Origin of the sequence: Thiofaba sp. EF100 (assembly GCF_039822285.1) — a bacterium.
GTDB lineage: Bacteria > Pseudomonadota > Gammaproteobacteria > Halothiobacillales > Halothiobacillaceae > Thiofaba.
This window is the reverse complement of the sequence record NZ_JBAJEY010000005.1, coordinates 186,597-209,902: the sequence shown is the minus strand read 5'-3', so window position 1 is coordinate 209,902 and position 23,306 is coordinate 186,597. Positions and strand designations below refer to the sequence as shown.

Genomic DNA, 23,306 nt, shown 5'->3' with positions numbered 1-23,306 from the left:
CGCTCCCTTCCATCAAGCGGCTTGGCACCGGGGTGTGTCGGGGCCGGCCTGAAAGGGGATCAGTCCGGAGGCGACGGCATCCAGGATGACGATCTCGACCACGGAGCCGTCCTCGGCATAGCTGATATGGATATTCCAGTCTTGGGATGTTTCGCGCACGATGGGTTTGTCGGAAAAGTGCAGAACAAGGATGTCATCCTGCGGATGGTAAACGGCTTGCATGCTTAGGGCTCCCAGGTGAAGTGGTGCATGACGGTCTTGACGATCAGGGCGTTTTCAAGCGCGACGGCGGCACAGATTAGATTGTCCGTCCGGCCTGGAATGCTTTTGGCAATCCAAAGGCGCCTCTCATCCTTGTAACGCTCTTCACCCGTTTCGATCAGCTCCAACAAGAGTGCGTCGCTGATGCATCTCTCCTGCATGCGTTGGCGAGCATGCAGGGTGACGATGATGATGCGACCGAAGCGTAAGCTGAGCATGGTGGGATTTGACGGCCCGGATAAAACAAGTGTAGGGCACCTCGAAAAACCTACTGAGTGCGAAGCTGGCAAAGCCCGCTCACCCCTCGCCTATCGATCGGATAGGTGTCGGGGGTTCGCTGCGGGGCGCCTTGCACTCCGCCCGCTCGTGACGATTTTTCGAGGTGCCCAATGGCCTATTCTGGTCTTGATGTGTGCCACGCGAGGTGATCAGGCAGCGACCTTGACGGGCTCTATTTTGGCGGAAGGCTTCTGCGAAGCCATCCATAGATCGTAGTCCATTTGCTGTCCAAGCCAGAGCTCGGCGCGGCCGCCATGCTCTGGGGTGAGCCAAGCTTCAAGGCGTAGGGCCAGTTCAGGGGTGATGCCGGCACGGCCGTGCAATACCCGTGAAAGCTGCACACGGGAGATGCCGAGCTGTCGCGCGGCTTCGGTCACGCTCAGGCCAAGCGCAGGCAGGATGTCTTCACGCAGAGTTTCTCCCGGATGAGGGGGGGCATGCATGCGCGACATGGTGTTGGCCTCGTGCTAAGTCAATGATAGTCCTGATAATCGATCAAGATGACGTCCTCTCCTTCGAAGGCAAAGGTGAGTCTCCAGTTGCCACTTACCCAGACCGACCAGTGCCCATCGAGGTCCCCGCTCAGGGGGTGGAGCTTCCAGCCGGGGACGTTCATGTCTTCAGGGCGACAGGCGCGTTGCAGGCGGGCCAGTTGCCGGGCGAGCTTGGGCGCATGCGCCGGCTGGATGCCCGCCTTGGAGCCGGTTTCAAAGAACTGCTGCAATCCCTTGTGGCGGAAGCTCTTGATCATGAAGTGAGTGTATCGTTCGAAGATACATCCCGCAATCAAGTGGGCCTCAAAGCCCCAACGTCTCCCACAGCGCATCCACCCGCCGCTTCACCGCTTCATCCATGACGATCGGCCGCCCCCATTCGCGCATGGTTTCGCCCGGCCATTTGCTGGTGGCATCCAGGCCCATCTTGCCGCCAAGTCCCGAGGTGGGGGAGGCGAAGTCGAGGTAGTCGATGGGGGTGTGGTCGATGAGTACGGTGTCGCGCACCGGATCCATGCGGGTGGTGATGGCCCAGATCACATCCTGCCAGTTGCGCGCGTCGATGTCCTCGTCCACCACGATGACGAACTTGGTGTACATGAACTGGCGCAAGAAGCTCCACACCCCGAGCATGACGCGCTTGGCATGGCCAGGGTACTGCTTTTTGATGCTGACCACCGCGAGGCGGTAGGAGCAGCCTTCGGGCGGCAGGTAGAAGTCCACGATCTCCGGAAACTGCTTCTGGATCAGCGGCACGAATACCTCGTTGAGGGCAAGGCCCAAAATCGCTGGCTCATCCGGCGGGCGGCCGGTGTACGTGCTGTGATAGATCGGCTCGCGGCGGTGGGTGATGCGCTCGATGGTGAAGACGGGGAAGTCGTCCACCTCGTTGTAGTAGCCGGTGTGGTCGCCAAAGGGGCCTTCAGGGGCCATCTCGCTGGGGTGGATCACGCCCTCGAGCACGATCTCGCTGCTGGCCGGGACGGTGAGCTCGCTGCCGAGGCACTTGACCAGCTCGGTGCGCGCGCCGCGCAAGAGCCCCGCGAAGGCGTGTTCGGAGAGGGTGTCCGGCACCGGGGTGACGGCGCCGAGGATGGTGGCGGGGTCGGCGCCGATGGCCACGGCGACGGGGAAGGACTGGCCGGGGTGAGTGCGCTGCCAGTCTTGATAGTCCAGTGCCCCGCCGCGGTGGGCGAGCCAGCGCATGATGACCTTGTTGGGGCCGATGACCTGCATGCGGTAGATGCCCATGTTCTGCCTGGGCTTGTTCGGGCCCTGGGTGTGCACCAGGCCCCAGGTGATCAAGGGCCCCGCGTCCTCCGGCCAGCAGGTCTGGATGGGAAAGCGCCCAAGATCGACCTCCTTTCCTTCGAGCACGACGTCCTGACAGGGGGCGCGGCGCACGGTCTTGGGCGCCATGTCCAGCACCTTCTTGAAGATCGGCAGCTGCTGCCAGGCGTCCTTGAGCCCCTTGGGCGGCTCGGGCTCCTTGAGGAAGGCGAGCAGACGGCCGATCTCGCGCAGGTCCTCAAGCGACTGCCCCCCCATGCCCAGCGCCACACGCTCGACGGTGCCAAACAGGTTGGCGAGCACGGGGATGCTGTGCCCCTTGGGGTTTTCAAACAGCAGGGCCGGGCCGCCCTGGCGCAGCACGCGGTCAGCGATCTCGGTCATTTCAAGCCGGGGGTCGACCTCGGCCTGGATGCGTCTGAGCAGGCCGCGGGTTTCGAGGTCGGCGATAAAGGCGCGCAGGTCGGAGTGGGGCATCAGCTTGGGAGGACGTCTTCGTAAAGGGTTTCGATGGGCAGTCTAAGCCCCACTGAGGCCAATTCGACCTCCTCGCCAGGCCCAAAGGGGTAGAGCACCCAGTGATCCGTGGCGTCCTTGCGGAAGACGTCCACCGAGTAACGCTCAGAATCAATGAGCACGTATTCCTGAAGGCTGGGAAGACGGCGGTAGGCAGCAAATTTCTGGCCGCGATCATAGGCGGCGGTGGAGGGGGAGAGGACCTCGATCACGAGAATCGGCGAGGTTTTATAGTCCTTGCGCGCGGCGTCTTCGGGCGCACAGGTGACGAACACGTCGGGGTAGAAGAAGGTGTCCGCCGCCTCGACCTTGAGCTTCATGTCGCTGATGAAGGTGCGGCAGGGGGTGCCGCGCAGGTGAGTGCGCAGCAATGCAAAGGCATTGCTATTGACCAGGACATGACTTTCTCCTGCGGCAGAGTCCATCCCTGGCCTCTGCCCTACGGGGAACGCTTCGCGTTCCAACAGCGCTCCCGGCGCTGTTGTTCCCGCCATGGCGTAGGCAATGCCATCCGCAAATTCATGTTTGATGTCCTGGGTTGCCTCCCAGGCCAGGAAGTCTTCGGCACTAAAGTGCAGCTTTTCGGCGGCGGTCATGGAAGGCTCCTTGCATGGTCTATGTTGCCCCGGATTTCGCTTGCGTTCCATCCGTACTACGTGGGTTTCACCCTCTCCCCCAGCCCCCTCCCCCTTCGAGGGGGAGGGGAGTGCGCCGCGATCGAGCGCGGGGACATCGGCCCGGGGGCGGGCCTCCTACACTGTGCCCTGGTCGAGCCCCTTGAGGGCGTGCTCCAGGGCTTGCTCCCGGTGGCCTTCCCGTTCCAGCGCCCGGGCGAGCAGGGCGTGGGCCTCGGTGCTGGGGGCCCGGGCCAGCGCGGCCTCGGCGTGGCTGCGGGCTTTGCCCCAGAGGTCGAGTGTCCAGGCCTGGCGGGCGGCGAAGAGGTGCAGTGGGGCGGCGAGGGGTGAGTCTTCGCCGTGGCGCTGGAGGAGGGCCTCGGTGGCCTCCAGGGCGGACTTGGGTTGGGTTGGTTGCAGCTGGGGCAGCACGCTTGCCAGGCGTGTGCTCGGGCGCTCGCGCAGGGCCTTGAGCAGAAGCTCGCAGGCGGCCTGGGGGTGGCCCGCGGCGGCGAGGGCCAGAGCGTAGGCGGCAAACAGGCGCTCGCGGCCGCGCAGGCTGCGGCGGATGTCGTGCCAGAAGGCGTCGATGGCCTCGCGCCCTTGGGGGATGAGTTGGGCCAGGCGGCCCTCGACGGCCTCTTCCTCGAGTTCCAGCAGGCGCTCCTCCGGCAGGGCGCGCAGGCGGGTGAGTTCGGGCAGGCGTTGCAGCACGGCGTCCCATTCGCCCCGGCGGCGGTGCAGTTCGGTCAACAGGCGCAGTACATGTGGTTGACGCGGGGCCTCGGCGTGCAGGGCCTGCAACAGGCTCAAGGCGCCCTCGTCACGTCCTTCGTGCAGCAGCATCTCGGCCTGGAGCAGGCGCAGCGCCGCGGTGGCCTCGGGGTAACGCTGTTCGGCCAGGCGCAGGGTGTCGTCGCGGCGCGCGCTGGCACCCTGCCGGTGGGCGGCGAGGGCGGTGCCGATGAGCCAGACGAGTCCGCCCTGGGCATCCTCACCATGACGCTTGAACAGCTGTTCTGCGTCGCGCCACGCCCCTTCAATCAGGCTGATGACGCCTTGGGTGAGGTCGCGCAGGGCACGTTCCTGGCGGCGGCGGGCCTGGCGCTGGCGAAGTAGCGTGGGGGCGCGCAGGAGCAGGCTCAGCAGGCGCAGGATGAGTCCGATCAACAGCATGACCATGACCGCGATGCCGAGCAGGGCAATGAGCGAGGTCTGCACCTGCCAGTCGCCCCAGTGGAGGGTGGCCTGGCCAGGGTCGCGCCAGGCCAGCAGGGCGATGGCGCCGGCGCCGAGGACGACGAGCAGGAGGGCGATGAACAGGCGGCGCATGGGTCAGTTCCCCTGGAGGGTGGTGGCCTCGCCGGCCGCGCGCAGGGCGCGCAGGGCGGTGAAGGCCGGGGTCAGGTCGACCATGGTCGGGGCGGGGCGGGCCAGCTCGGTGGTGATGTCGGCCAGCTCGTCCAGCGCGCCGAGGGCGCGGGTGTCGTGCCCATCGAGGCGGGCGCTGGCAGCCTCCGCTGCCTGACGCACGAGCTCGAGGGCCTGGGGGGTGTCACGCGCAAGCAGGGCGCGGCGGGCCTGGAGCAGTTTGTTCGCGGCCTCGAGCAGGGCCTGATCGCGCTCGGCGGCCGGAGCGGTCTTGCGCTCGATGTGCAGCCAGCCGCCCACCCAGGCCTTGGCGCGCGGCCACCAGCCTTCGGCGGGGGCGTTTTCGGCGTGCTCGGCCGAAGGCTTGATGCGCGGTAGTTCGGGCAGGGTCTCGGCCAACTGGGTGAGGCGCAGGGCGAGGCCTTCGCGATCCAGATGCGCACCGTTCAGGCCGGAGGCGATCTGTTGCAGCGCCTCGCGCAGGGGCAGGACCTCGCCGCCGAGCGGGGCGGCGGTGCGGTCAGCCTCCTGCAGCAGCAGGCGGGCGGTGGCGGTGTCGTCGAGCAGGCGCAGGCGGGTCTGTGCGGCGGTGAGCAGGCGCTCGATCTCGCCCAGACGCCACAGCCGCTCGTCGCGTCCGGTGAGGGCGCGCAGGGCGTCGAGGGCCTGCTGCTGGGTGGCAAGTTCGGCACGCAGGGCCTCGAGGCGCTGGGTGGTGTCCTGGGTGAGGCTCTGCTGCTGGGCCTCGAGCGACTGGCGGAGGCTGTCCAGCTCCTTGCGTAAGAGGCCTAAGGCGTCGAGTGAGGCGCGTTGGGCCAGTTGCTCGTTCATGCCTCGCTCGAGGTCGGCGATGCGGGCTTCGAGCGTCTGGTGCTGTTGCCAGGCGTAGAACCCCGCACCGCCTGCGCCGGCCAGGGCGAGGAGGGCGACCAGCAGGGCGAGGCCCGCGCCGCGGGGGCGGGGCGGTTTTTCCGCACCGGGCGACGCGGGTGTGGCGGTGTCGGTGTCCGGGGTGCTGGGTTGCTCCATCATGGCGGGACGCTCCGGGGGTGGCGAGTATGGAAAAGCCTGCGATAGGGCAGGTTTCCCCCCCTAGTGGGGGAGGGTTAGGGAGAGGGGGTAACGACTTATCACCCTCTCCCCCCAGCCCCTCCCCCTCGAGGGGGAGGGGAGAATCATGATGTTCAGCGCTTGTTTTGGGCAAGGCCGAGGAGCGCGGTGAGGAGCGCGTCGTCGGCAGGGCTGTCTACGATGATGCCACGAAGCAGGCCGAACGCGCGCCCCGTCTCGGCGATACGGGGGTGGCCGAAGACGAAAATCTGCTCTCGCAGCCAGTCCAAGGAGGCTTGGTCACGGGCGGCGTTCACCAGCACCTGCAAAGCCTCCGAAGAGGTGATGACGAAGGTGACGGCCCCCCTCCGGCGCAAGGCGGTCAGGTCCGGCGGAAGGGGGAGGCGGCGGTAAACCACGGCGTGGTCTACCTGGGCGCCGCGCGCGGCGAGGGTGTCGGCCAACAGCGTGCGCCCCCCCTCGCCGCGCACGATCAGGATGCGTTGGCCGCGTACCGCGCACAGCTCGGGGAGGGCGAGCAGGGCCTCGCTGTTCGCCCCGTCGCTGGGTACGAGGACATCGCCAAAGCCCGCTGCGTGCAGGGCACGCGCCGTGCCCTGACCGACGCAGGCCAGGCGCACGCCGGGCGGCCAGTGGGCCCGGGAGAGGATCTGCAGCGCCATGCGCGCGGCATTGGGGCTGATGAAGGCGATGAGGTCAGCCGCCTGGCATTGGCGTTTCAGCGCATCGGGGCTGATGGGGGTGGCCGGCGGGGCGATCTTGAGCAGGGGCAGGGGGATGGCCTCGCCACCCAGGGCCTGGATGCGCTTGAGCAGGGGCGCGGCCTGGCCGACCGGGCGGGTGATGGCGATGTGCTGGCCGGCGAGTGTCACCCCCTCTCCCCGGCCCTCCCCCACCAGGGGGGAGGGGGGCTGGCCGAGCGTTTGACCGGACATCACGCTCCAGCCCGTGCCTAACCCGCGTCGATCCCCACCGCGGCCAGGATCGCATCCGCCCCCTGGGCAAGCAGATCCTCCGCCACCCGAACGCCCAGGGCCTGGGCCTCGGATCGGTGGGCGCGGCCCTCGGCGCGCAGCAGCTGCTGGCCATCCAGCGAGCCGACCAGCCCGCGCAGCCAGAGCATGTCGCCCTCCAGCACGGCGAAGCCCCCGATCGGCACCTGGCAGCCGCCGTTGAGGCGGGTGTTCATGGCGCGCTCGGCCATCACGCAATCAAAGGTGTCCGGGCAGTTGAGCGGGGCGATGAGGGCCTCGATGGCCGCATCACCCTGGCGGCACTCGATGCCGACCGCGCCCTGGCCGATGGCGGGCAGGCTGACCTCTGGCGGCAGGGCTAGGCGGATGCGCTCGGCAAAGCCGAGCCGCTTGAGGCCGGCGCAGGCGAGGATGATGGCGTCGTACTGTCCCGCATCCAGCTTGGCGAGGCGGGAGTTGACGTTGCCGCGCAGGACCTCGACCTTGAGGTGCGGGAAGCGCTGCAACAGCTGCATCTGCCGGCGCAGGCTGGAGGTGCCTACCACCGCGCCCGCGGGCAGCTCCTCGGGGCTTGCGTAAACATTGGATACAAAGGCATCGCGCGGGTCCTCGCGCGCAAGGATCACCGACAGGTGCAGCCCCTCCGGGAAGGCCATGGGCACATCCTTCATCGAGTGCACGGCGATGTCCGCCCGACCCTCCAGCATGCCGACCTCCAGCTCCTTGACGAACAGGCCCTTGCCGCCGATCTTGGCGAGCGGGCTGTCGAGCAGCTGGTCGCCCTGGGTGGTGAGCTTCAGGTACTCGACCGCAAGGCCCGGGTGCAGCGCCGTCAGGCGGCGCGCCACGTCTTCGGTCTGCCACATGGCGAGCGGGCTCTTGCGGGTGGCGATGCGGAGGGTTTGCATGGTCATGTCGAAATCGGGTCTCATGGAAGCCTGTCATCCTATGCCGGAGCCTTTGCGCGTGCCAAGCATCCTCCTCCGTCTGTGCCTCGTCCTGCTGCTGGGGCTGGCCCCTCTGGCCCATGCCGTCGAGGTCCCCCCGCTGACGAACCTGCGCGCCGACCTCGCCGAGGCGGGGCAGCACAGGCTGCCCGTCCTCCTGCTGTTTCACACCCATGGCTGCGGCTATTGCCATTATGTGATCGAGGATCATCTCAAGCCCATGATCATGAGCGGGCAGTACCGGCAGCGGGTGCTGATCCGTCAGCTGGAGGCCCATGGTGGCGAGCTTGTGGATGCGGATGGGCGGATGATCGAGCCCGCCGCGCTCATGCGCCGCTACAAGGTGCGTTTCTTTCCCACCCTGATGCTGCTGGGGCCGGAGGGGGAGGTGCTGGCCGAGCCCCTGGTGGGCGTGGCCAACATCGACCTGTACGGCACCCAGCTTGAGAGCGCGCTACAGAAGGCCGAGGCGCGGCTTCGGTAGGAGGCCCGCCCCCGGGTCGATGAACCTGCGCTCATTCGCGCCGGGGGCGGCGCTCCTACATGGGTGGCCGCTCCATCCAGGCTATCCGCGCGGGTATACTTGCCGCCATCCTCAAGCCTTCCGGGAAACCAGTCATGAGCCTTGCCGACGATCTGACCAACGACACCACCAAGGAGATGTGGGGCGGCCGTTTCACCGAGCCGGTGGACGAGTTCGTCAAGGCCTTCACCGCCTCCGTGACCTTCGATGCGCGCATGTACCGGCAGGACATCGCCGGTTCCAAGGCGCACGCCCGCATGCTGGCCAAGGTGGGGGTGCTGACGGCCGAGGAGTGCGAGCGCATCGTCAAGGGGCTGGACGACATCCTGTTCGACATCGAGCGGGGTGACTTCGCCTGGTCGGTGGACCTCGAAGACGTGCACATGAACATCGAAGCCCGCCTGACCGAGCGCATCGGCGAGGCGGGCAAGAAGCTGCACACCGGCCGTTCGCGCAACGACCAGGTGGCGACCGACATGCGCCTCTACCTGCGCGACGAGATCGACGGTCTCACCGGGCAGATCCGTGCGGTGCAGAAGGCGCTGGTGGAGCTGGCCGAGCGCGAGGCGGACACCATCCTGCCGGGCTTCACCCACCTTCAGGTGGCACAGCCGATCAGCTTCGGCCACCACATGCTGGCCTGGTTCGAGATGCTCGACCGCGACCACGACCGCCTGCTCGACTGCCGCAAGCGGGTGAACGTGATGCCGCTCGGCTCCGCCGCCCTCGCCGGCACCAGCTATCCGCTGGATCGGGCCTACACCGCTGAACTGCTGGGCTTCGAGCGCCCCTCGCGCAACTCGCTCGATGCTGTCTCCGACCGCGACTTCATCATCGAATTCCTGTCCGCGGCGAGCCTGATCATGGTCCACCTCTCGCGCATGGCGGAGGAGCTGATCCTCTGGTCGTCCGCCCAGTTCGGCTTTGTGGACCTGCCGGATCGCTTCTGCACCGGCAGCTCGATCATGCCGCAGAAGAAGAACCCGGACGTGCCGGAACTGGTGCGCGGCAAGAGCGGGCGCGTGGTCGGTGCCCTGGTCAGCCTCCTGATGCTGATGAAGAGCCAGCCGTTGGCCTACAACAAGGACAACCAGGAGGACAAGGAGCCGCTGTTCGATGCCGTGGATACCCTGAAGGGCTCCCTGCGGGCCTTTGCCGACATGCTCCCGCACCTGATCGTGGACCGCGCGCGCATGCGCGCCGCCGCCCTGCGCGGCTTCTCCACCGCCACGGATCTTGCCGACTATCTGGTGCGTAAGGGGCTGCCCTTCCGCGATGCCCATGAAGTGGTGGGCAAGGCCGTGCGCTTCGGCGTGGAGACTGGGCGCGACCTGTCCGAGATGTCGCTCGATGAGCTCCAGCGCTTCGATGCCCGCATCGAGGCGGACGTGTTCGAGGTGCTGACCCTGGAAGGCTCGGTGGCGGCGCGCGACATCGAGGGCGGCACCGCGCCGAACCAGGTGCGCCGCCAGGTGGCGGCGGCGCGGGCGCGTCTGGGGTTCTGATCGTCTGGGTCGAGCCACACCGCCCCTGCCGCGCGGTGCGGGGTGCCCACGCCGGGATTAACGCATGGCGAGGAAGCCGTCTGTCTTCCGGCGCTGGCTGCTGCGCGGCCTGCTGGTCCTGTTCTTGCTGTTCCTGCTGCTGCAGGGCTGGTATTTCGCCCACATCGTGGCCTGGCGCTGGGTCGATCCCGGCTCCACGGCCTTCATGGACGCCCGTCTCGCACAACTTCGCGAGACCACGCCCGAGGCCCGCCTGCGCCAGCAGTGGGTGGACGATGCGGCCATCTCGCCCCACCTCAAGCGCGCCGTCCTCGCCGCCGAGGATGCGAAGTTCCTCGAACATGAGGGGTTCGACTGGGAAGGCATGCAGAACGCGCTGGAGAAGAACCTGCGTCGGGGGCGGGTGGTGGCGGGCGGCTCCACCATCAGCCAGCAGCTCGCCAAAAACCTCTTTCTCTCGAGCGAGCGCTCCTTCGTCCGCAAGGGCCAGGAGGCCCTCATCACCCTCATGCTGGAGGGCGTGCTGCCCAAGCGGCGCATCCTCGAGCTGTATCTGAACCTGATCGAGTGGGGCGATGGCGTGTTTGGCGCGGAGGCGGCGGCGCGGCACTACTTCGGGGTGCCGGCCGCGCAGCTCTCGCCTTCGCAGGCGGCCTGGCTGGCCGCCATCGTGCCCAATCCGCGCTACTACGATGGTGGGCCCGCCACGGCCGCGCTGAAGAGGCGCCTTGAGCGTATCCAGCGGGACATGGGGGCGGTGAAGGTGCCTTAGGCGGCGACGAGCCCCCTACGACGGATCCAGCAGCCTGATCCAGCGTTGCCGGAGGTTGAGCGGCAGTCTCATCGCCTCGAACAGAGGCTCCACCTGCCCCGGCCTGGGCCGCTGCCAGTGGGTGCGCACCGCGCTCCCCAGCGGCACGTCACACACGATGCCGGTCAGCCGGCGCGCCAGGCGTACGGTCTCCTCGTGCTCAAGCATCAGCCGTTGCGCCCGCGGCGCGCCGCGGAATTTCTGCGCGCCGATGGCGTGCAGGTTGGTGAGTACCCCGTCCAGGCTGCCCCATTTGCGCAGCATGCGCGCGGCGGTGGTGCGGCCGATGCCGGGCACGCCGGGGATGTTGTCGACCGCATCGCCGGTGATGGCGAGCAGGTCGGCGATGAGTCTGGGCGGCACGCCCCACACACGCTCCACGCCGCGCGCATCCAGCACCTCGGTGCGGCCGTGGTTCCACCAGCGATCTTGCCCCTCGAGCAGCTGGGCGAGGTCCTTGTCGGCGGTGAGCAGGGTGATGGCCAGGCCTTCCGCGCGAAGCCTCGCGGCCAGGGTGCCGATCACATCGTCCGCTTCAAAGCGGTCGGAGGTATGCACCGGCAGGCCGATGCCCTCGGCCAGGGCTCGGCACAATTCGAACTGCGGGCGCAGATCCTCGGGCGGGGGCGGGCGGTGGGCTTTGTAGTGCGGGTAGATCTCGCGCCGGTAGGGGCGCTCCTGGGGGACGTCGAAGGCGAGCACGACCCGGTCGGTGCCCACGTCCTCCAGCACCCGCAGCAGGAATTCCGCGTAGCCGTGCACCGCGTTGAGCGCCCGGCCCTCGGCATCGCGCAGGCCCACGGGCTGCGCATGCCAGGCGCGGAAGACGTAGATATTGCTGTCGATCAGGTAGGCCCGGCCGCCCGGCCGGGTCGTGGGAGGGACGGCGTCAGGCACGGGGATAAGGCGTGTAGGGCCGGCGGGCCACCCCCTCGCGTGCGGCGGCCTCGGCCACGGCGCGCGGCAGGCGCTCGATCAGGCGCGGGTCGAAGGGCTTGGGCAGGATGTAGTCCGGGCCGAAGCTCATCGACTCGACGCCGTAGGCGGCCAGCACCTCCTCCGGCACCGGCTCACGCGCAAGCTCGGCCAGGGCCTGCACGCAGGCGATCTTCATGCCCTCGGTGATGCGGCTGGCGCGGCAGTCCAGCGCGCCGCGGAAGATGTAGGGGAAGGCCAGCACGTTGTTGACCTGGTTGGGGTAGTCGCTGCGGCCGGTGGCCATGATCAGGTCGCCGCGCACATGGTGGGCCAGTTCGGGCTTGATCTCAGGGTCCGGGTTGGCGAGGGCGAACACCACCGGGTTTTCGGCCATGCTGGCGAGCATCTCGGGGGTGAGCAGGTTCGGTGCGGACAGGCCGATGAACACGTCCGCCCCGCGACAGGCGTCGACCAGGGTGCGGTCGTCGGTCTCGACCGCGAACTGGGCGTGGTGTGGTGGCAGGTCGACAAGACCCGTGTGCAGTACGCCCACGCGGTCCACGGCACGGATGTTCTCGCGCTTCGCCCCCATGGCGATGAGCAGCTTGAGGGCCGCGGTGCCCGCCGCGCCCACGCCGACCAGCACGATGCGGGCGTTGGCGAGGTGCTTGCCCTGGATGTCGAGGGCATTGAGCAGGGCGGCGGCGATGATGATGGCGGTGCCGTGCTGGTCGTCGTGGAACACCGGGATGTCGAGCGCCTCGATCAGCGCCTCCTCGATGGCGAAGCAGTGCGGCGCGGCGATGTCCTCGAGGTTGATGCCGCCGAAGGTCGGGGCGATGGCCTTGACCACGTCGATGAAGTGCTCGGGGGAGTGCTTCTCGACCTCGATGTCGAACACGTCGATGTTGGCGAAGCGCTTGAACAGCACGCCCTTGCCCTCCATCACCGGCTTGGAGGCCAGCGGGCCGAGGTTGCCAAGGCCGAGGATGGCGGTGCCGTCCGAGATGACCGCCACGAGGTTGCCCTTGCCGGTATAGGCGTAGGCATCGTCGGCGTCCTGCGCGATGGCGCGCACCGGCTCGGCCACGCCGGGCGAGTAGGCCAGGGCGAGGTCGCGGGCGGTGGCGGTGGGCTTGGTGATCGCGGTGGCGATCTTGCCAGGCTGCGGGGTGCGGTGATAGTCGAGGGCGGCTTGTTTGAGGTCGGACATGGGGGTTCAGTCGAGAATGCGTAGCATGGACGGATGGGTGAGGCGGATGCGTGGCTCCTTGTCGCCGGGGCGGGTCAGCCAGCCGCGCACCTCGACACGCTTGCCCTGCAGGCGCTGGATGTCGAGCCCTTCGAACCAGGGCAGCAGGTCATGGTCGACGCGCAGGGCGACCCCACCCTCGAGGTTGATCCATTGGGCGTGGCGACTGCCGCCGACGCGCTCGACCCGGCCCTGCAGCAACATGTAGCCCTGCGCATCGGCGGGAAGTCTGCGTGAGTCGATCGGCGTGCGGTAGGGCGGAAGGGCCCACAGGCCGCGCCCGGCCGCGCGTGCCGTATTCTCCACCCGGGCCAGGCAGGCCTGGTCCCAGAGGTTGGGGGGGATCGCGACGCGTGTGGCGAGTCCTTCGGCCAGCAGGCGCGCCTCGATGCTCTCCCCGTCGGGCAGGTAGACATGGGCGAGGAGGCGGCCGTAGTGGTCGCGGGGCTCCTCGCCCAGGCGCAGGCCGAGGCGTCCGTCGGCCTCCCGCACCAGCCTCTGCAGCAGCGCGTGTGCCTCCTCGGCCAGGGGCTCGGCGGGGCGGCCGTCATGCGCCACTTCCGGGGTGTTGATGCCGATCAGGCGCACCCGGCGGCCATCGGACAGGCGCAGGGTGTCGCCATCCGGCATGCTGGCCACGCGCACCTGCTCGTCGATGTGGTCGGCCGGGCAGAGTGGAGCGGCGAGGCTAGGGATGGCGCAAAGCAAAAGGGCGCCCGCGAGGGACGCCCTTAGGAGGCCGGTCAGCCCGGTCATTACATGCCGTAGCGCTTGCGGAACTTGTCCACCTGCTTGGCGGTGGCGATGTTCTGCTGCTGGCCGGTGAAGAACGGATGGGACTTGTAGGAGACCTCCACTTTCACCAGCGGGTACTCATTGCCGTCTTCCCACTTGATCGTCTCTTTGGTGGCGATGGTGGAACGGGTGATGAAGCTGAAGCCGCTGGCCAGGTCTTGGAAGACCACCGGGCGATAATTCGGATGGATATCGGGTTTCATGGTGTCTAACCTTGCAGTTCACCGACCCGGCACGGTGCCAGGACTGGTGGGAAAACGTGCATTATTCATGCACCCGCCAGGCTTGGCAAGTAGGAGGGCGCGGGGCGCCCTCAGGCCGCCACGCAGGCGGGGGGCTCGAGGGCCAGGGTGAGCCGCCGTGCCGCCTCGGCCTCGCCCAGGGTCTTCACCAGATAGCGGACTTGCTCGCGGGCGTCGCTGCGGAGCAGCTTCAGGGTCTCCTCCAGATGCAGTTCCGAGAGCTCGTGGGCAATGGTCTCGGGGAGATCATGGGTCAGGCGCGCGCAGGCCTGATGGGCGGCGTCCCATACCAGCTCGGCAAGGCCTTGGGCGTTGTATTCGGCGTGAGCGATGAAACGGGCGAGGGTGTCGTTCATGGTCGTATCCACTCCACGGTGAATGGGTGTCTGGGCGACTCCTGTCACGGGAAACGCGATGCGCTTGTTACAAGAATATTACCTGAGCGAAAAAAAATGCTACTGCTTTGGGATCATTTTTTTCTATCGGGCAGAAAGTGCTGCATCAGGTCGTTGAGATAGCGCCAGCCGTGGGCGCTCGGCGCGATGCGCTGCACGTCCCAGTCGATCAGCCCTGCCGCCTCGGCTTGCTGGAGCGCATTCTGGATCAGGCCGAGCGGGATGCCGGCCCGCTCCTGGAACAGGTGCGGGGCGAAGCCCTCCTTCAGGCGCAGGGCGTTGAGCATGAATTCGAAGGCGGCCTCACGCGGCTTGATGGCCTCCTCCTCGAAGGCGGCCGGGGTGCCGGCCAGGGCCTGGTAGTCACGTGGGTTCTTCACCCGGGCGCGGCGCAGGATGCGCTGTTCGGCCGGCAGGGTCAGCTTGCCGTGCGCGCCCGCGCCGATACCGACGTAGTCGCCGAACTCCCAGTAGTTGAGGTTGTGCGCGCAGCGGAAGCCTTCCTTGGCATAGGCCGAAACCTCGTACTGGAGGTAGCCCCCCTGCGCGAGCAGGGCTTGGCCGGCCTCCTCGATGTCGGCCAGCAGTTCGTCGTCCGGCAGTTGCGGCGGGCGGGCGTGGAACAGGGTATTGGGTTCGAGGGTGAGCTGGTAGTAGGAGATGTGGCTGGGGGCGAGGGCGATGGCCTGGGCGACGTCCGCCCTGCCGACCTCGACCGTCTGCCCTGGCAGGCCGTGCATCAGATCGAGGTTGAAGTCGGAAAAGCCTGCGGCATGCGCGGCCTCGGCGGCGGCGATGGCCTCGCGCCCGCCGTGGATGCGGCCCAGGGCCGCAAGCTGGGCGTCCTGGAAGCTCTGCACGCCAATCGACAGGCGGTTGATGCCGAGCGCGCGGAACTCGCGGAATTTGCCGGCCTCGACCGTGCCGGGGTTGGCCTCCAGGGTGATCTCGATCTCGGGCAGGAGTTTGAGGCGCGCGCGTAGGCCTGAGAACAGCGCATCGAGGGCTTCGGGCGAGAATAGGCTGGGCGTGCCGCCGCCGATGAAAATGCTGACGATGGGGCGGCCCCAGATCAGCGGCAGCTCCTGTTCGAGGTCGCGCAGCAGGGCCTCCACGTACTCGGTCTCGGGCAGCGCGCCAGGCACCTGGTGCGAATTGAAATCGCAGTAGGGGCACTTGCGCACGCACCAGGGGAGGTGGATGTAGAGCGCGAGGGGGGGGAGGCTGGTGAAGTTGTACATCGCTGGGTGGGGTCGAGCTCGTCTTCGCGCGCCTCGCGGATGGTGCGCGCTGCATGGGCCTTGGATGGGGAGGGGCGCGTTTCGTTCGCGGGTGGGGTCAGCGACGTCGGCCGAGCTGTTCCAGCAGGGCACGCATGGCCTGGCCGCGGTGGCTGAGGGTGTTCTTGGTGGCGGCGTCCAGCTCGGCCGAGCTGCATTCGTGGGTCGGCACCCAGAACAGCGGGTCGTAGCCGAAGCCCCGCTCGCCGCGCGGGGCCTCGAGGATCCTGCCCTCCCAGGTCCCCTGGGCGACCAGCGGGGTTGGATCCTCGGCGTGACGAAGGTAGGCGATCACGCACTGGAAGCGTGCGGTGCGCGCCTCCCAGGGGATGCCTTGCAAGGCGTCGAGCAGTTTGTCGTTGTTCGCTGCATCGCCCTTGCCCAGGCCCGCGTAGCGTGCGGAGTAGATGCCGGGGGCGCCGTTCAGGACGTCGACCTCAAGGCCTGAGTCGTCGGCGATGGCCGCAAGGCCCGTGTGCCGTGCGGCGTTGCGTGCCTTGAGGATGGCGTTCTCGATGAAGGAGAGGCCGGTCTCTTCGGCCTCCGGCACGGCGAAGTCCGACTGCGGGCGGATCTGCAGGCCGAGCCCCTCGAGCAGGCCGGCGAATTCGCGAACCTTGCCGGCGTTGCCGGTGGCCAATACGATCGTCTGGGTCATGCTGGAAATCATGCGTTAAACCGCGGATAAATCATAGATTGAGCGCACAGAGGCCCCGCTGTCGCGGTGGCGGCCCTTCAGGGCAATCGCATGAAGGCGTGGAGCGATCGCGCAAGGTGAGGATCCAGCGTGCGAAGGGGGGCACCCTTGCTCTCGTTGGCTGTAGGAGGCCCGCCCTCGGGCCGATAGCCCGTTCAGGGCTGCCTTATCGCGGCGGGGGCGCCGCTCCTACGCGAGCGGCCAGATCGATGAAATAGGTTCATGCAATTGCCACGGGCGGCCCTTGAAGGCTTACGCATTCTCCGCTAACATGCGCGACCTTATTTTGTTCCGCCACGCCGTCGCTCGCGACGTTGTTCAGAGATTTCGTACCATGAAAATTCTGTCCTCTCTCAAGTCCGCCAAGACCCGTCACAAGGATTGCCAGGTTGTGCGCCGTCGCGGCAAGGTCTACGTGATCTGCAAGAGCAACCCGCGCTTCAAGGCGCGCCAGCGCTGATCGTTGCGGCGCGCTGCCCCAAGCCGGGCGTGGCGCGCAGAGTGCACCGACGGTGCGCTCCAGGCAAAGTTCTTCCTTGACCCGCCCACGGGGGCATCCGTCCGGATGTCGTGGGCGGGTTTTGTCGTTTTTGTTTAGCCCCTGAGCCGTGGCTTTCAAGGACTATTACGCCCTCCTGGGCATTCCCCCGGGGGCCTCGCACGAGGCGGTGCGTCTGGCCTATCGCAGGCTCGCGCGTCAGTATCACCCGGACCTCAACCGGGAGGCGGGCGCCGAGGAGCGCTTCAAGGCCATCAATGAGGCCCACGATGTGCTGTCCGACCCTGCGAAACGGGCCGCCTATGACCAGATGCGCCAGCAGGTGCAGGCGCGCTCCGACCTCGGCTCCGCCTCGCGGCGCGGCTTCGAGGATCTGCTTGCCAGCTTCGCGTCACTCAAGGACAAGGCCCTCGATCCGGGGTGGCGGGAGATGCTGCGCGGGTTCTTCACCGACGCCGGCCTGGCTGGACGGGGAGGGCGGTCAGGGCGGGGCGAGGATCAGCATGCCACCCTGCGGCTGACGCTTGTCGACATGGCGCGTGGTGCGCACCGGGAATGCACGGTGCGCATCGAGGGGCGGGCCGAGGATGGTACGCCGTGCCCGCTGGAAAAACGGGTGAAGGTGCGCATCCCGGCCGGCATCACCCCCGGCAAGCGCATCCGCCTGGCGGGCATGGGGGGGGAGGGCGAGCCGGCGGGCGACCTGTTCCTTACGGTCGAACTTGAACCGGACCCCCATTTCACCCTGGACGGACGCAACGTCATCCTGCGCCTGCCCCTGGCGCCGTGGGAGGCTGCGCTGGGGGCGACGCTGCGGGTGCCGACCCCGCACGGGGCGGTCCAGCTCAAGGTGCCGGCCGGCAGCCAGTCCGGTCGGCGCCTGCGGCTGGCGGGCAAGGGGCTGCCGGGACAGCCGGCGGGCGACCTCCTAGTGGAGTTGCAGATCCATGTCCCCCCCGCCCATACACCGGAGGCGCGGGCCTTGTATGAGGACATGGCGGCGAGTCTGCCCTTCAATCCGCGTGCGGGGATGGAGTAGGGGGCTGGGCCAGAAGCGCGGCGAACGCATCGAACGGCATGGGGCGGGCGAAGAGGAAGCCTTGCCCCTCGTCGCAGCCAAGCTCCAGCAGGAGGCGACGTTGCGCTTCGGTCTCCACGCCCTCGGCGATGACCTTCAACCCCAAGGCGTGCCCCATGCTCACGATGGCCGTGACGATCTGTCGGTCCGCCTCGTCCTCGACCATGTCGCGGACGAAGGCCTGGTCGATCTTGAGGCGATGCACAGCGAAGCGCTTGAGGTAGGCCAGGTTGGAATAGCCTGTGCCGAAATCGTCCACCGCGAAATGAACGCCTTGGGCCCCGAGTTTCCGCAGGGCGTCCTCGGCCGAATGCTTCTCGCTCATGAGGGCGCTTTCGGTGATCTCCAGTTCGACGCATTCCGCACGCAGTCCCTGGCGCTCGATGATGGAAACGAGGTCCTCCATGGTCTCGTGGCCCATCTGGCGCGGGGAGACGTTGACGCTGATCCGGAAGCGGCCCGGTTCGATGCGTCCGCACAGGCGCATGGCATGACGCGCGGCCTCCTCCAGCACCCAGCGTCCAAGCTCCATGATCAGGCCACTTTCCTCGGCCACGGGGATGAACCGGGCCGGGGGAATGTCGCCAAGTTCCGGGTGGCGCCAGCGGGCCAGGACCTCGACGCCGATGATCGCCCCGTCGGCGAGGCGGACCTGGGGCTGCCAGGCGAGGTGCAGGCCGCCTTCGCCTGGGGGCGCGGCCAGGCTCGTGCGCAGGGCGTTCTCCACGCGCAGCCTTTCGGTGAGGCGACGGTTGAGCTCGGGGCTGAAGAAGGAGTAGCGGCCGCCGCCCTCCTTCTTGGCCGCGTACATGGCGGCGTCGGCGTGGCTCACCAGCGCCTCCGCGTTCTCCCCATCGAGCGGGAAGCGGGTGATGCCGACGGAGGCCGAGAGGTGGACGTCCTGTCCGTCCACATGGAGGGGGGCCTGGAAGGCGTGGACGATCTTGCGCGCGGCCACGGCGGCCTCCCAGTCCTCCGTGGTCTCGTGCAGGATGAGGGTGAATTCGTCGCCTCCCCAGCGCGCCACCGTGTCCGAGGCGCGAACCAGATTCTGCAGTCGCCGCGCGGCCTCGGTCAGGAGGCGGTCGCCGAAGCCGTGGCCCTGGGTGTCGTTGATCACCTTGAAGCGGTCCAGGTCGAGGACCAGCAAGGTGAACCCGCCCTGCTCGCGACGGGCGTGGGCGATGGTCTGCTCAAGGCGGTCATAGAACAGCTGGCGGTTGGGCAGGTGGGTCAGGGCATCGTGGTAGGCCAGGTCATGCAGGCGTTTCTGTACTTCCTTGTGCTGGCTGATGTCGGAGAACACGCCGACATAGTGGGTGATCTTGCCTGAGTCGTCGCGGATGGCGTTGATGTGCAGCCATTCGGGATAGGTTTCCCCGTTCTTGCGCCGGTTCCAGATCTCGCCGCTCCAACCGCCCGTATCCTGGATGGTATGCCACATGGCGGTGTAGAAGTCCCGGTCGTGGTGACCGGAGGCGAGCAGGTGCGGCGTCTTGCCGATCACCTCGTCCAGGGCGTAGCCGGTGGTGGCACTGAAGGCGCGGTTGACTAGGATGATGTGCGTTTGCGCATCGGTGACCATGATGCCTTCGCTGGTGGCGTCGAACACCGCCGTGGCGATACGCCGGTTTTCGAGCTCGACCTCCAGGCGCTGGATGAGCGAGGCGCGCTCCTCGTTCAGTCGGTGCTCGGCGGCGGACAGGGCCGCGAACAGGCTTGCCCGGGAGACGGCCCCGAGGAAGCCCCCTGCCTTGTCCTGCACGGGAAGAAAATCGTCCTTGACCTCCTGCAGCCGTGCAATGGCGGTTTCGAGGTCGGTTTCTTCATCCAGGGGGCGCGCCTGACGCAGGACGACGAGGTCGGCGAAGATGCGCCCCGGGAAGAGGGCGGCCTGCTTGGCCGAAACGAGACCCTGGTAGCGGGTTTCGTCGAAGACGGCAAAGACCTCCGCCGGGCTGTCCGCCTGGATGACGTCGCGGTAGCGCTGGTCGGACTCGACGCACAGCAATCGCGGGGTCAGGGCGTCACGCAGGGGCAGCTTGGAGCTCATGGGGTCTTGCTCTCGATCTGCACCTCCAGGTCAAGCTGCAGGTGAAGGATCTCCTCGGGGCCCATCAGGGGGCGAATCTCGCGCAACACGAAGGCCACCAGGTCGCGCGGCTGAATCTTGCGCAGGATCGCGGTTCGGATCAAAAGGTCGCCGATGATTTCGTCATCTTCGACCGGGACGTGTTCGAACGGGGTGCTGCTGAGCAGCGACAGCGCCTTCCCCACCGCGACCGGGCCGATGGGGGATTCGCGCCCAAGGACCAGCCCATCCTCGATGGGGGGCAGGATGAACTCGCCAAGACGGACCCGCAGGATGTGGGAATGGCTGTGCTTGATCATGATGCTGGCCCTCCTGGGCGTCGGGGCGCCGGTATGTTTGTTGCTCTCGGCGGGGCGCTGGACCGCCTTGCTGGGGTGACTTCCGAAATCTTGAGCGAGTCAGGATCAACGCGCAAGAAAGCTGGTTCCCTCGGGGGGGATTCGCTATCTTTGCCCGATTCCGTATCAGCGATGACCGACATGAGTTCAGAGGACGTCCAAACCCTGCGCCAGCCGCGCCAGATAGCCCGCCTGCTCGAGCAGTTGCATGCCGAGCGCGGCCAGCTCACGCTGGTGGCGGATGGTGGGCGGCTGGAGAAGGTGGCGAACCTGCTCTTGGTCGATCCCGGGCGCCGGGTCTTGGTGATCGATGCCTTCAATGGCGCCGAGGCGGCGGTCTTCGAGCGTGCGGGCGACATTCTGGTGAAGGCCGTGATTGAGCGCATCCAGACGTGGTTCAACCTGCCCGGGGTGACGCGCCTGCATGAGCGCGGCGACTATTACTATCACCTGCCCTTCCCGGATGTGATCCACCGCCTGCAGCGCCGGGGGGCGTTCCGCGTGCGTCCCCCCGCCGGGGTCCAGGCGCAGGCGCTGATGCAGGCCCCGGGCCGGGGGCGCGCCCTGCGCGGACTCATCCACGATATCTCGGCGACCGGTGTCTGCTTCCGCTTCCCGCGGGAGGAGATGGAGCACTTCGCGGTGGGGGTGTGCTTCGATCATGTGCAGATCGTCTGCGACTGCCGGCTCGATGTGCATGTGCGGGTGGAGGTGATCAATCTCCGTGAGGATGGTGAGCAGAGCATCCTGGTCGGCATGCGCTTCGTCGACCTGCCCCCGGACGCGGAGCGTGCCATCGACCGGGCGGTTCAGGCCATCCAGCGGGAGATGCTGGTCATGCCCTGAGGCCCAGGGGCGGCGCGATGGGCTGTAGGAGGCCCGCCCCCGGGCCGATGCCCCGGCCTCCGATCGCGGCGGGGGCGCCGCTCCTACGCAGGATGTGCCCCGGGGTCACCCCAGTGGCGAGGCGAAGATCTCGCTGACCAGGCGATGCACCCCGCCCGGCGGAAGCAGCACGCGATCCTCCCCGGCATTGGTGGTCTCCACGCACAGCATGTGACGGTACTCGTCCGCGCGCATGTCCGGGAATGCGCCGGCCTTCGTCTCCCACGGGTTCCACACCACCGTCGAACGGCTGCCCTCCTTGCGCACGTGCAGGCGGCGGTGCAGCACCGGGTCTTCGACGATGACCTCGGCCAAGGTGTCGAGGTAGATGCGGTCGGTTTCGCCCGTCAGGCGCAGGGCCTGTTCGTGCTGGACGTCGCGGATCATGTCGCGGGTCTTGTCGAGGAAGGGGGTGTCGACCAGGCCCAGGATGGCCGCCTCGCGGATGTCGCCCACCCGCAGGTAGGTGTGCAGCCCCTGGGTGATCTCGCACGGCGCATCGCCGCGATGCTCGGTGGTGAGGGTCAGGCGCAGGCTCGCCCCCAAACGGACCTCGAGGCTCAGGCGAAAGTCCTGCGGCCAGAAGCTCCGAGTGGCCTCCGAGGGCAAAAGCTCGAGTGTCAGCCAGACCTCGCCGGTCTCGAGCCCGCCGTTCGCCACCTGCCACATGAGGTTGCGGGCGAAACCGTGCGCCGGCCGGCCATCGGTCGTGGCGCCGAACCACGGCCAGCAGACCGGCACGCCGCCGCGCACGCTCTTGCCGGTGAGAAAGGTCGCCTCATCGCTCACCCAGATCACCGGGCCGAAGCCGGCGGGCTGATAGTGGACGACCTGCGCCCCCTGCAGCAGCACGCGCGCCTCCGCCCCCTCGGCGCGCAGCACCGCCTGGGTCAGGCCGCCAGGACCGGTGATGAAGTGCAGGGCATCGCCCTGGCCGAAGGATGCGTTCAGGGCGTCGATGGTGCTCATGGCGGTCTCCTGGTGAAGCTTGCCCTCATCTTACAGGAGGGCGAGCCGCCGGGAGAGCGGTCAGACGCGGATGACGGAGTTCTCGCCGGTGCCGAAGGGGTTGGGGATGTAGGCATCGGCGGCATCGTCGTTGGCGTACCGCTCGCCGCCGAGCTGGTAGAGGAACTGGTACTCGCGCCCCGGTTCGAGCTCGACCTCGACGCTCCAGCTGCCGTCCTTGCGCTGCTTCATGGGCATGGCGTCGGCATCCCAGCCGTTGAAGTCGCCGATCAGGCTGACCTTCTCTGCGCCATCGTGGCGCAGGGGGGGAAGGGTGAAGGTGGCTTTGCAGATGGGGCGGGTCTTGAGGTACTTCTTGGCAAGGCTCATGGCGAATCCTCCAGGTCGATCGGGCGACCTTACTCAAACCCAAGTCTGTGACAGGGGCATGAACAGGGTACCTCGAGAAACCTACTGCGCGGGCAGATTGCTGCGTCGCATCCTAACGCGAAGCTGGCGAAGCCCGCTCACCCCTCGCCTATCTATGTTGATATGTCTCGGGGATTCGCTGCGGGGCTCCTTGCACTCTGTCCGCTCGTGACGGTTTCTCGAGGTACCCAACGGTCGCAAAATATCCCTATAGACCATGGGCCCGGTGTTGTCAGCCTCGATCCTTCTCCCGCAGCAAGCCGAGCAACCGCCCCTCCTGGATCATGCAGCCGAGGCCGAACAGCAGGAGGATGAGCAGCAGCAGGGCGATGAGGCCGAACATCAGTGGCGTCAGCATGGCCAGCACTGACAGGGTGGAGGAATCGACTGCATTCTGTTCGAGCTGGCGCAGCAGGTGCAGCGGGTTGGTCATCAGCGGGTGCTGCACCACCAGCCACACCAGGGCGGCAAGCCACACCACGAGGCCGCCCAGGATCAGCTTGCGGCCGAGGGCGACCTGGCGCAGGCGGCGTTCGATCCAGTCCGGCGGGCATTGCTGGCTCACGCTCAGCCCCCCGTGACTGGTGGGAAGAAGGCGACCTCGTCCCCGTCCCTGACCGTGGCATCACGGGCCACGTACTCGTGGTTGACCGCCACCAGGGTATTGGCCGGCATGTCGAAGTCGGTGGCGGCGGCCCACACGTCGGCAATCGTGGCGAGGCCCGCGGCTGGAAGGGTCATGTCGGCCTTGCCCACGCGCTCGCGCAGGCTGGCAAAGAATTTCACCGAAATCATGCTTCAG

Annotated in this window: 29 protein-coding genes; 6 read left to right on the top strand and 23 right to left on the bottom strand. The window is 67.5% G+C overall.

Going from position 1 to position 23,306, the window contains the following annotated elements; all coding sequences use genetic code 11:
• Nucleotides 1-12: 12 nt before the first annotated feature.
• From V6D91_RS10030 to hemC, 10 genes are all read right to left on the bottom strand, one after another.
• Nucleotides 13-222, bottom strand: coding sequence for a DUF2283 domain-containing protein (locus V6D91_RS10030; protein ID WP_347320113.1), 210 nt, complete (start codon nucleotides 220-222; stop codon nucleotides 13-15).
• A gap of 2 nt (nucleotides 223-224) precedes the next feature.
• Entirely contained in the window at nucleotides 225-479 is a 255-nt protein-coding gene (locus V6D91_RS10025) for a DUF4258 domain-containing protein (protein ID WP_347320112.1), read from the bottom strand.
• A 210-nt stretch (nucleotides 480-689) separates the two neighbouring features.
• Complete coding sequence (locus V6D91_RS10020; protein ID WP_347320110.1) at nucleotides 690-992, bottom strand: HigA family addiction module antitoxin; 303 nt, start codon at nucleotides 990-992, stop codon at nucleotides 690-692.
• 20 nt (nucleotides 993-1,012) lie between these two features.
• Entirely contained in the window at nucleotides 1,013-1,291 is a 279-nt protein-coding gene (locus tag V6D91_RS10015; protein WP_347320109.1) for a type II toxin-antitoxin system RelE/ParE family toxin, read from the bottom strand.
• A gap of 46 nt (nucleotides 1,292-1,337) precedes the next feature.
• Entirely contained in the window at nucleotides 1,338-2,801 is a 1,464-nt protein-coding gene (gene ubiD, locus V6D91_RS10010) for a 4-hydroxy-3-polyprenylbenzoate decarboxylase (protein ID WP_347320107.1), read from the bottom strand.
• Entirely contained in the window at nucleotides 2,801-3,436 is a 636-nt protein-coding gene (locus V6D91_RS10005; protein ID WP_347320105.1) for a Uma2 family endonuclease, read from the bottom strand. The genes ubiD and V6D91_RS10005 overlap by 1 nt, the downstream gene beginning before the upstream one ends.
• A gap of 156 nt (nucleotides 3,437-3,592) precedes the next feature.
• The gene (locus V6D91_RS10000; protein ID WP_347320103.1) at nucleotides 3,593-4,786 is read right to left on the bottom strand and encodes a heme biosynthesis HemY N-terminal domain-containing protein; all 1,194 of its coding nucleotides are present in this window, start codon (nucleotides 4,784-4,786) and stop codon (nucleotides 3,593-3,595) included.
• Between the two features lie 3 nt (nucleotides 4,787-4,789).
• Nucleotides 4,790-5,857 (bottom strand): uroporphyrinogen-III C-methyltransferase, encoded by a 1,068-nt coding sequence (locus V6D91_RS09995; RefSeq protein ID WP_347320101.1) that lies wholly within the window; start codon nucleotides 5,855-5,857, stop codon nucleotides 4,790-4,792.
• A 152-nt stretch (nucleotides 5,858-6,009) separates the two neighbouring features.
• Nucleotides 6,010-6,831: a uroporphyrinogen-III synthase gene (locus V6D91_RS09990; RefSeq protein ID WP_347320100.1), complete on the bottom strand. Its 822-nt coding sequence runs from the start codon at nucleotides 6,829-6,831 to the stop codon at nucleotides 6,010-6,012.
• 17 nt (nucleotides 6,832-6,848) lie between these two features.
• Nucleotides 6,849-7,802: a hydroxymethylbilane synthase gene (gene hemC / locus V6D91_RS09985; protein WP_347320097.1), complete on the bottom strand. Its 954-nt coding sequence runs from the start codon at nucleotides 7,800-7,802 to the stop codon at nucleotides 6,849-6,851.
• A gap of 34 nt (nucleotides 7,803-7,836) precedes the next feature.
• Between hemC and V6D91_RS09980 the strand changes: the two genes are divergently transcribed.
• The 3 genes from V6D91_RS09980 (at nucleotide 7,837) to mtgA (ending at nucleotide 10,617) form a co-directional block, all read left to right on the top strand.
• The gene (locus V6D91_RS09980) at nucleotides 7,837-8,301 is read left to right on the top strand and encodes a thioredoxin fold domain-containing protein (RefSeq protein ID WP_347320095.1); all 465 of its coding nucleotides are present in this window, start codon (nucleotides 7,837-7,839) and stop codon (nucleotides 8,299-8,301) included.
• Between the two features lie 134 nt (nucleotides 8,302-8,435).
• Entirely contained in the window at nucleotides 8,436-9,845 is a 1,410-nt protein-coding gene (argH, locus tag V6D91_RS09975) for an argininosuccinate lyase (protein ID WP_347320094.1), read from the top strand.
• Nucleotides 9,846-9,909: 64 nt separating this feature from the next.
• The gene (gene mtgA, locus V6D91_RS09970; RefSeq protein ID WP_347320092.1) at nucleotides 9,910-10,617 is read left to right on the top strand and encodes a monofunctional biosynthetic peptidoglycan transglycosylase; all 708 of its coding nucleotides are present in this window, start codon (nucleotides 9,910-9,912) and stop codon (nucleotides 10,615-10,617) included.
• A gap of 15 nt (nucleotides 10,618-10,632) precedes the next feature.
• Here the strand turns inward: mtgA and V6D91_RS09965 are convergent, their stop codons facing one another.
• From V6D91_RS09965 to V6D91_RS09935, 7 genes are all read right to left on the bottom strand, one after another.
• Nucleotides 10,633-11,553 (bottom strand): 5'-3' exonuclease, encoded by a 921-nt coding sequence (locus tag V6D91_RS09965; RefSeq protein WP_347320091.1) that lies wholly within the window; start codon nucleotides 11,551-11,553, stop codon nucleotides 10,633-10,635.
• Nucleotides 11,546-12,787 (bottom strand): malic enzyme-like NAD(P)-binding protein, encoded by a 1,242-nt coding sequence (locus V6D91_RS09960; RefSeq protein WP_347320090.1) that lies wholly within the window; start codon nucleotides 12,785-12,787, stop codon nucleotides 11,546-11,548. The genes V6D91_RS09965 and V6D91_RS09960 overlap by 8 nt, the downstream gene beginning before the upstream one ends.
• Before the next feature lie 6 nt (nucleotides 12,788-12,793).
• Entirely contained in the window at nucleotides 12,794-13,582 is a 789-nt protein-coding gene (locus tag V6D91_RS09955) for a thermonuclease family protein (protein WP_347320088.1), read from the bottom strand.
• Nucleotides 13,582-13,824, bottom strand: a complete 243-nt coding sequence (locus V6D91_RS09950; RefSeq protein WP_347320086.1) for a type B 50S ribosomal protein L31 — start codon at nucleotides 13,822-13,824, stop codon at nucleotides 13,582-13,584. The genes V6D91_RS09955 and V6D91_RS09950 overlap by 1 nt, the downstream gene beginning before the upstream one ends.
• A gap of 110 nt (nucleotides 13,825-13,934) precedes the next feature.
• Nucleotides 13,935-14,219, bottom strand: coding sequence for a hypothetical protein (locus V6D91_RS09945; RefSeq protein WP_347320084.1), 285 nt, complete (start codon nucleotides 14,217-14,219; stop codon nucleotides 13,935-13,937).
• 113 nt (nucleotides 14,220-14,332) lie between these two features.
• Nucleotides 14,333-15,499 carry a radical SAM family heme chaperone HemW gene (gene hemW / locus V6D91_RS09940; protein WP_347320082.1) on the bottom strand — a complete coding sequence of 389 codons (1,167 nt, stop codon included), beginning with the start codon at nucleotides 15,497-15,499 and terminating at the stop codon, nucleotides 14,333-14,335.
• Nucleotides 15,500-15,596: 97 nt separating this feature from the next.
• Complete coding sequence (locus tag V6D91_RS09935) at nucleotides 15,597-16,196, bottom strand: XTP/dITP diphosphatase (protein WP_347320080.1); 600 nt, start codon at nucleotides 16,194-16,196, stop codon at nucleotides 15,597-15,599.
• A gap of 373 nt (nucleotides 16,197-16,569) precedes the next feature.
• Between V6D91_RS09935 and ykgO the strand changes: the two genes are divergently transcribed.
• Together ykgO and V6D91_RS09925 are read left to right on the top strand one after the other, a co-directional pair.
• Nucleotides 16,570-16,695 carry a type B 50S ribosomal protein L36 gene (ykgO, locus tag V6D91_RS09930; protein WP_347320078.1) on the top strand — a complete coding sequence of 42 codons (126 nt, stop codon included), beginning with the start codon at nucleotides 16,570-16,572 and terminating at the stop codon, nucleotides 16,693-16,695.
• Nucleotides 16,696-16,843: 148 nt separating this feature from the next.
• Nucleotides 16,844-17,773, top strand: coding sequence for a DnaJ C-terminal domain-containing protein (locus tag V6D91_RS09925; RefSeq protein ID WP_347320076.1), 930 nt, complete (start codon nucleotides 16,844-16,846; stop codon nucleotides 17,771-17,773).
• On the opposite strand, the gene V6D91_RS09920 is transcribed toward V6D91_RS09925, so the two are convergent.
• Both V6D91_RS09920 and V6D91_RS09915 read right to left on the bottom strand, forming a co-directional pair.
• Nucleotides 17,748-19,865, bottom strand: coding sequence for an EAL domain-containing protein (locus V6D91_RS09920; RefSeq protein ID WP_347320074.1), 2,118 nt, complete (start codon nucleotides 19,863-19,865; stop codon nucleotides 17,748-17,750). The genes V6D91_RS09925 and V6D91_RS09920 overlap by 26 nt on opposite strands.
• A complete protein-coding gene (locus tag V6D91_RS09915; protein WP_347320072.1) occupies nucleotides 19,862-20,203 on the bottom strand; it encodes a hypothetical protein in 342 nt (113 codons plus the stop codon). The genes V6D91_RS09920 and V6D91_RS09915 overlap by 4 nt, the downstream gene beginning before the upstream one ends.
• 180 nt (nucleotides 20,204-20,383) lie before the next feature.
• Here V6D91_RS09915 and V6D91_RS09910 point away from each other — a divergent pair, with 180 nt between their 5' ends.
• Nucleotides 20,384-21,088 (top strand): flagellar regulator YcgR PilZN domain-containing protein, encoded by a 705-nt coding sequence (locus V6D91_RS09910; protein WP_347320070.1) that lies wholly within the window; start codon nucleotides 20,384-20,386, stop codon nucleotides 21,086-21,088.
• A 105-nt stretch (nucleotides 21,089-21,193) separates the two neighbouring features.
• On the opposite strand, the gene V6D91_RS09905 is transcribed toward V6D91_RS09910, so the two are convergent.
• The 4 genes from V6D91_RS09905 to V6D91_RS09890 all read right to left on the bottom strand — a co-directional run bounded on the left by V6D91_RS09905 (nucleotide 21,194) and on the right by V6D91_RS09890 (nucleotide 23,299).
• On the bottom strand, nucleotides 21,194-22,096 hold the full coding sequence (locus V6D91_RS09905; protein WP_347320068.1) for a D-hexose-6-phosphate mutarotase: 903 nt from the start codon (nucleotides 22,094-22,096) through the stop codon (nucleotides 21,194-21,196).
• Nucleotides 22,097-22,156: 60 nt separating this feature from the next.
• On the bottom strand, nucleotides 22,157-22,465 hold the full coding sequence (locus tag V6D91_RS09900) for an isoamylase early set domain-containing protein (protein ID WP_347320066.1): 309 nt from the start codon (nucleotides 22,463-22,465) through the stop codon (nucleotides 22,157-22,159).
• 271 nt (nucleotides 22,466-22,736) lie between these two features.
• Complete coding sequence (locus V6D91_RS09895) at nucleotides 22,737-23,069, bottom strand: hypothetical protein (RefSeq protein WP_347320064.1); 333 nt, start codon at nucleotides 23,067-23,069, stop codon at nucleotides 22,737-22,739.
• 2 nt (nucleotides 23,070-23,071) lie between these two features.
• Nucleotides 23,072-23,299 (bottom strand): MoaD/ThiS family protein, encoded by a 228-nt coding sequence (locus V6D91_RS09890; protein WP_347320062.1) that lies wholly within the window; start codon nucleotides 23,297-23,299, stop codon nucleotides 23,072-23,074.
• Between the last annotated feature and the right edge of the window lie 7 nt (nucleotides 23,300-23,306).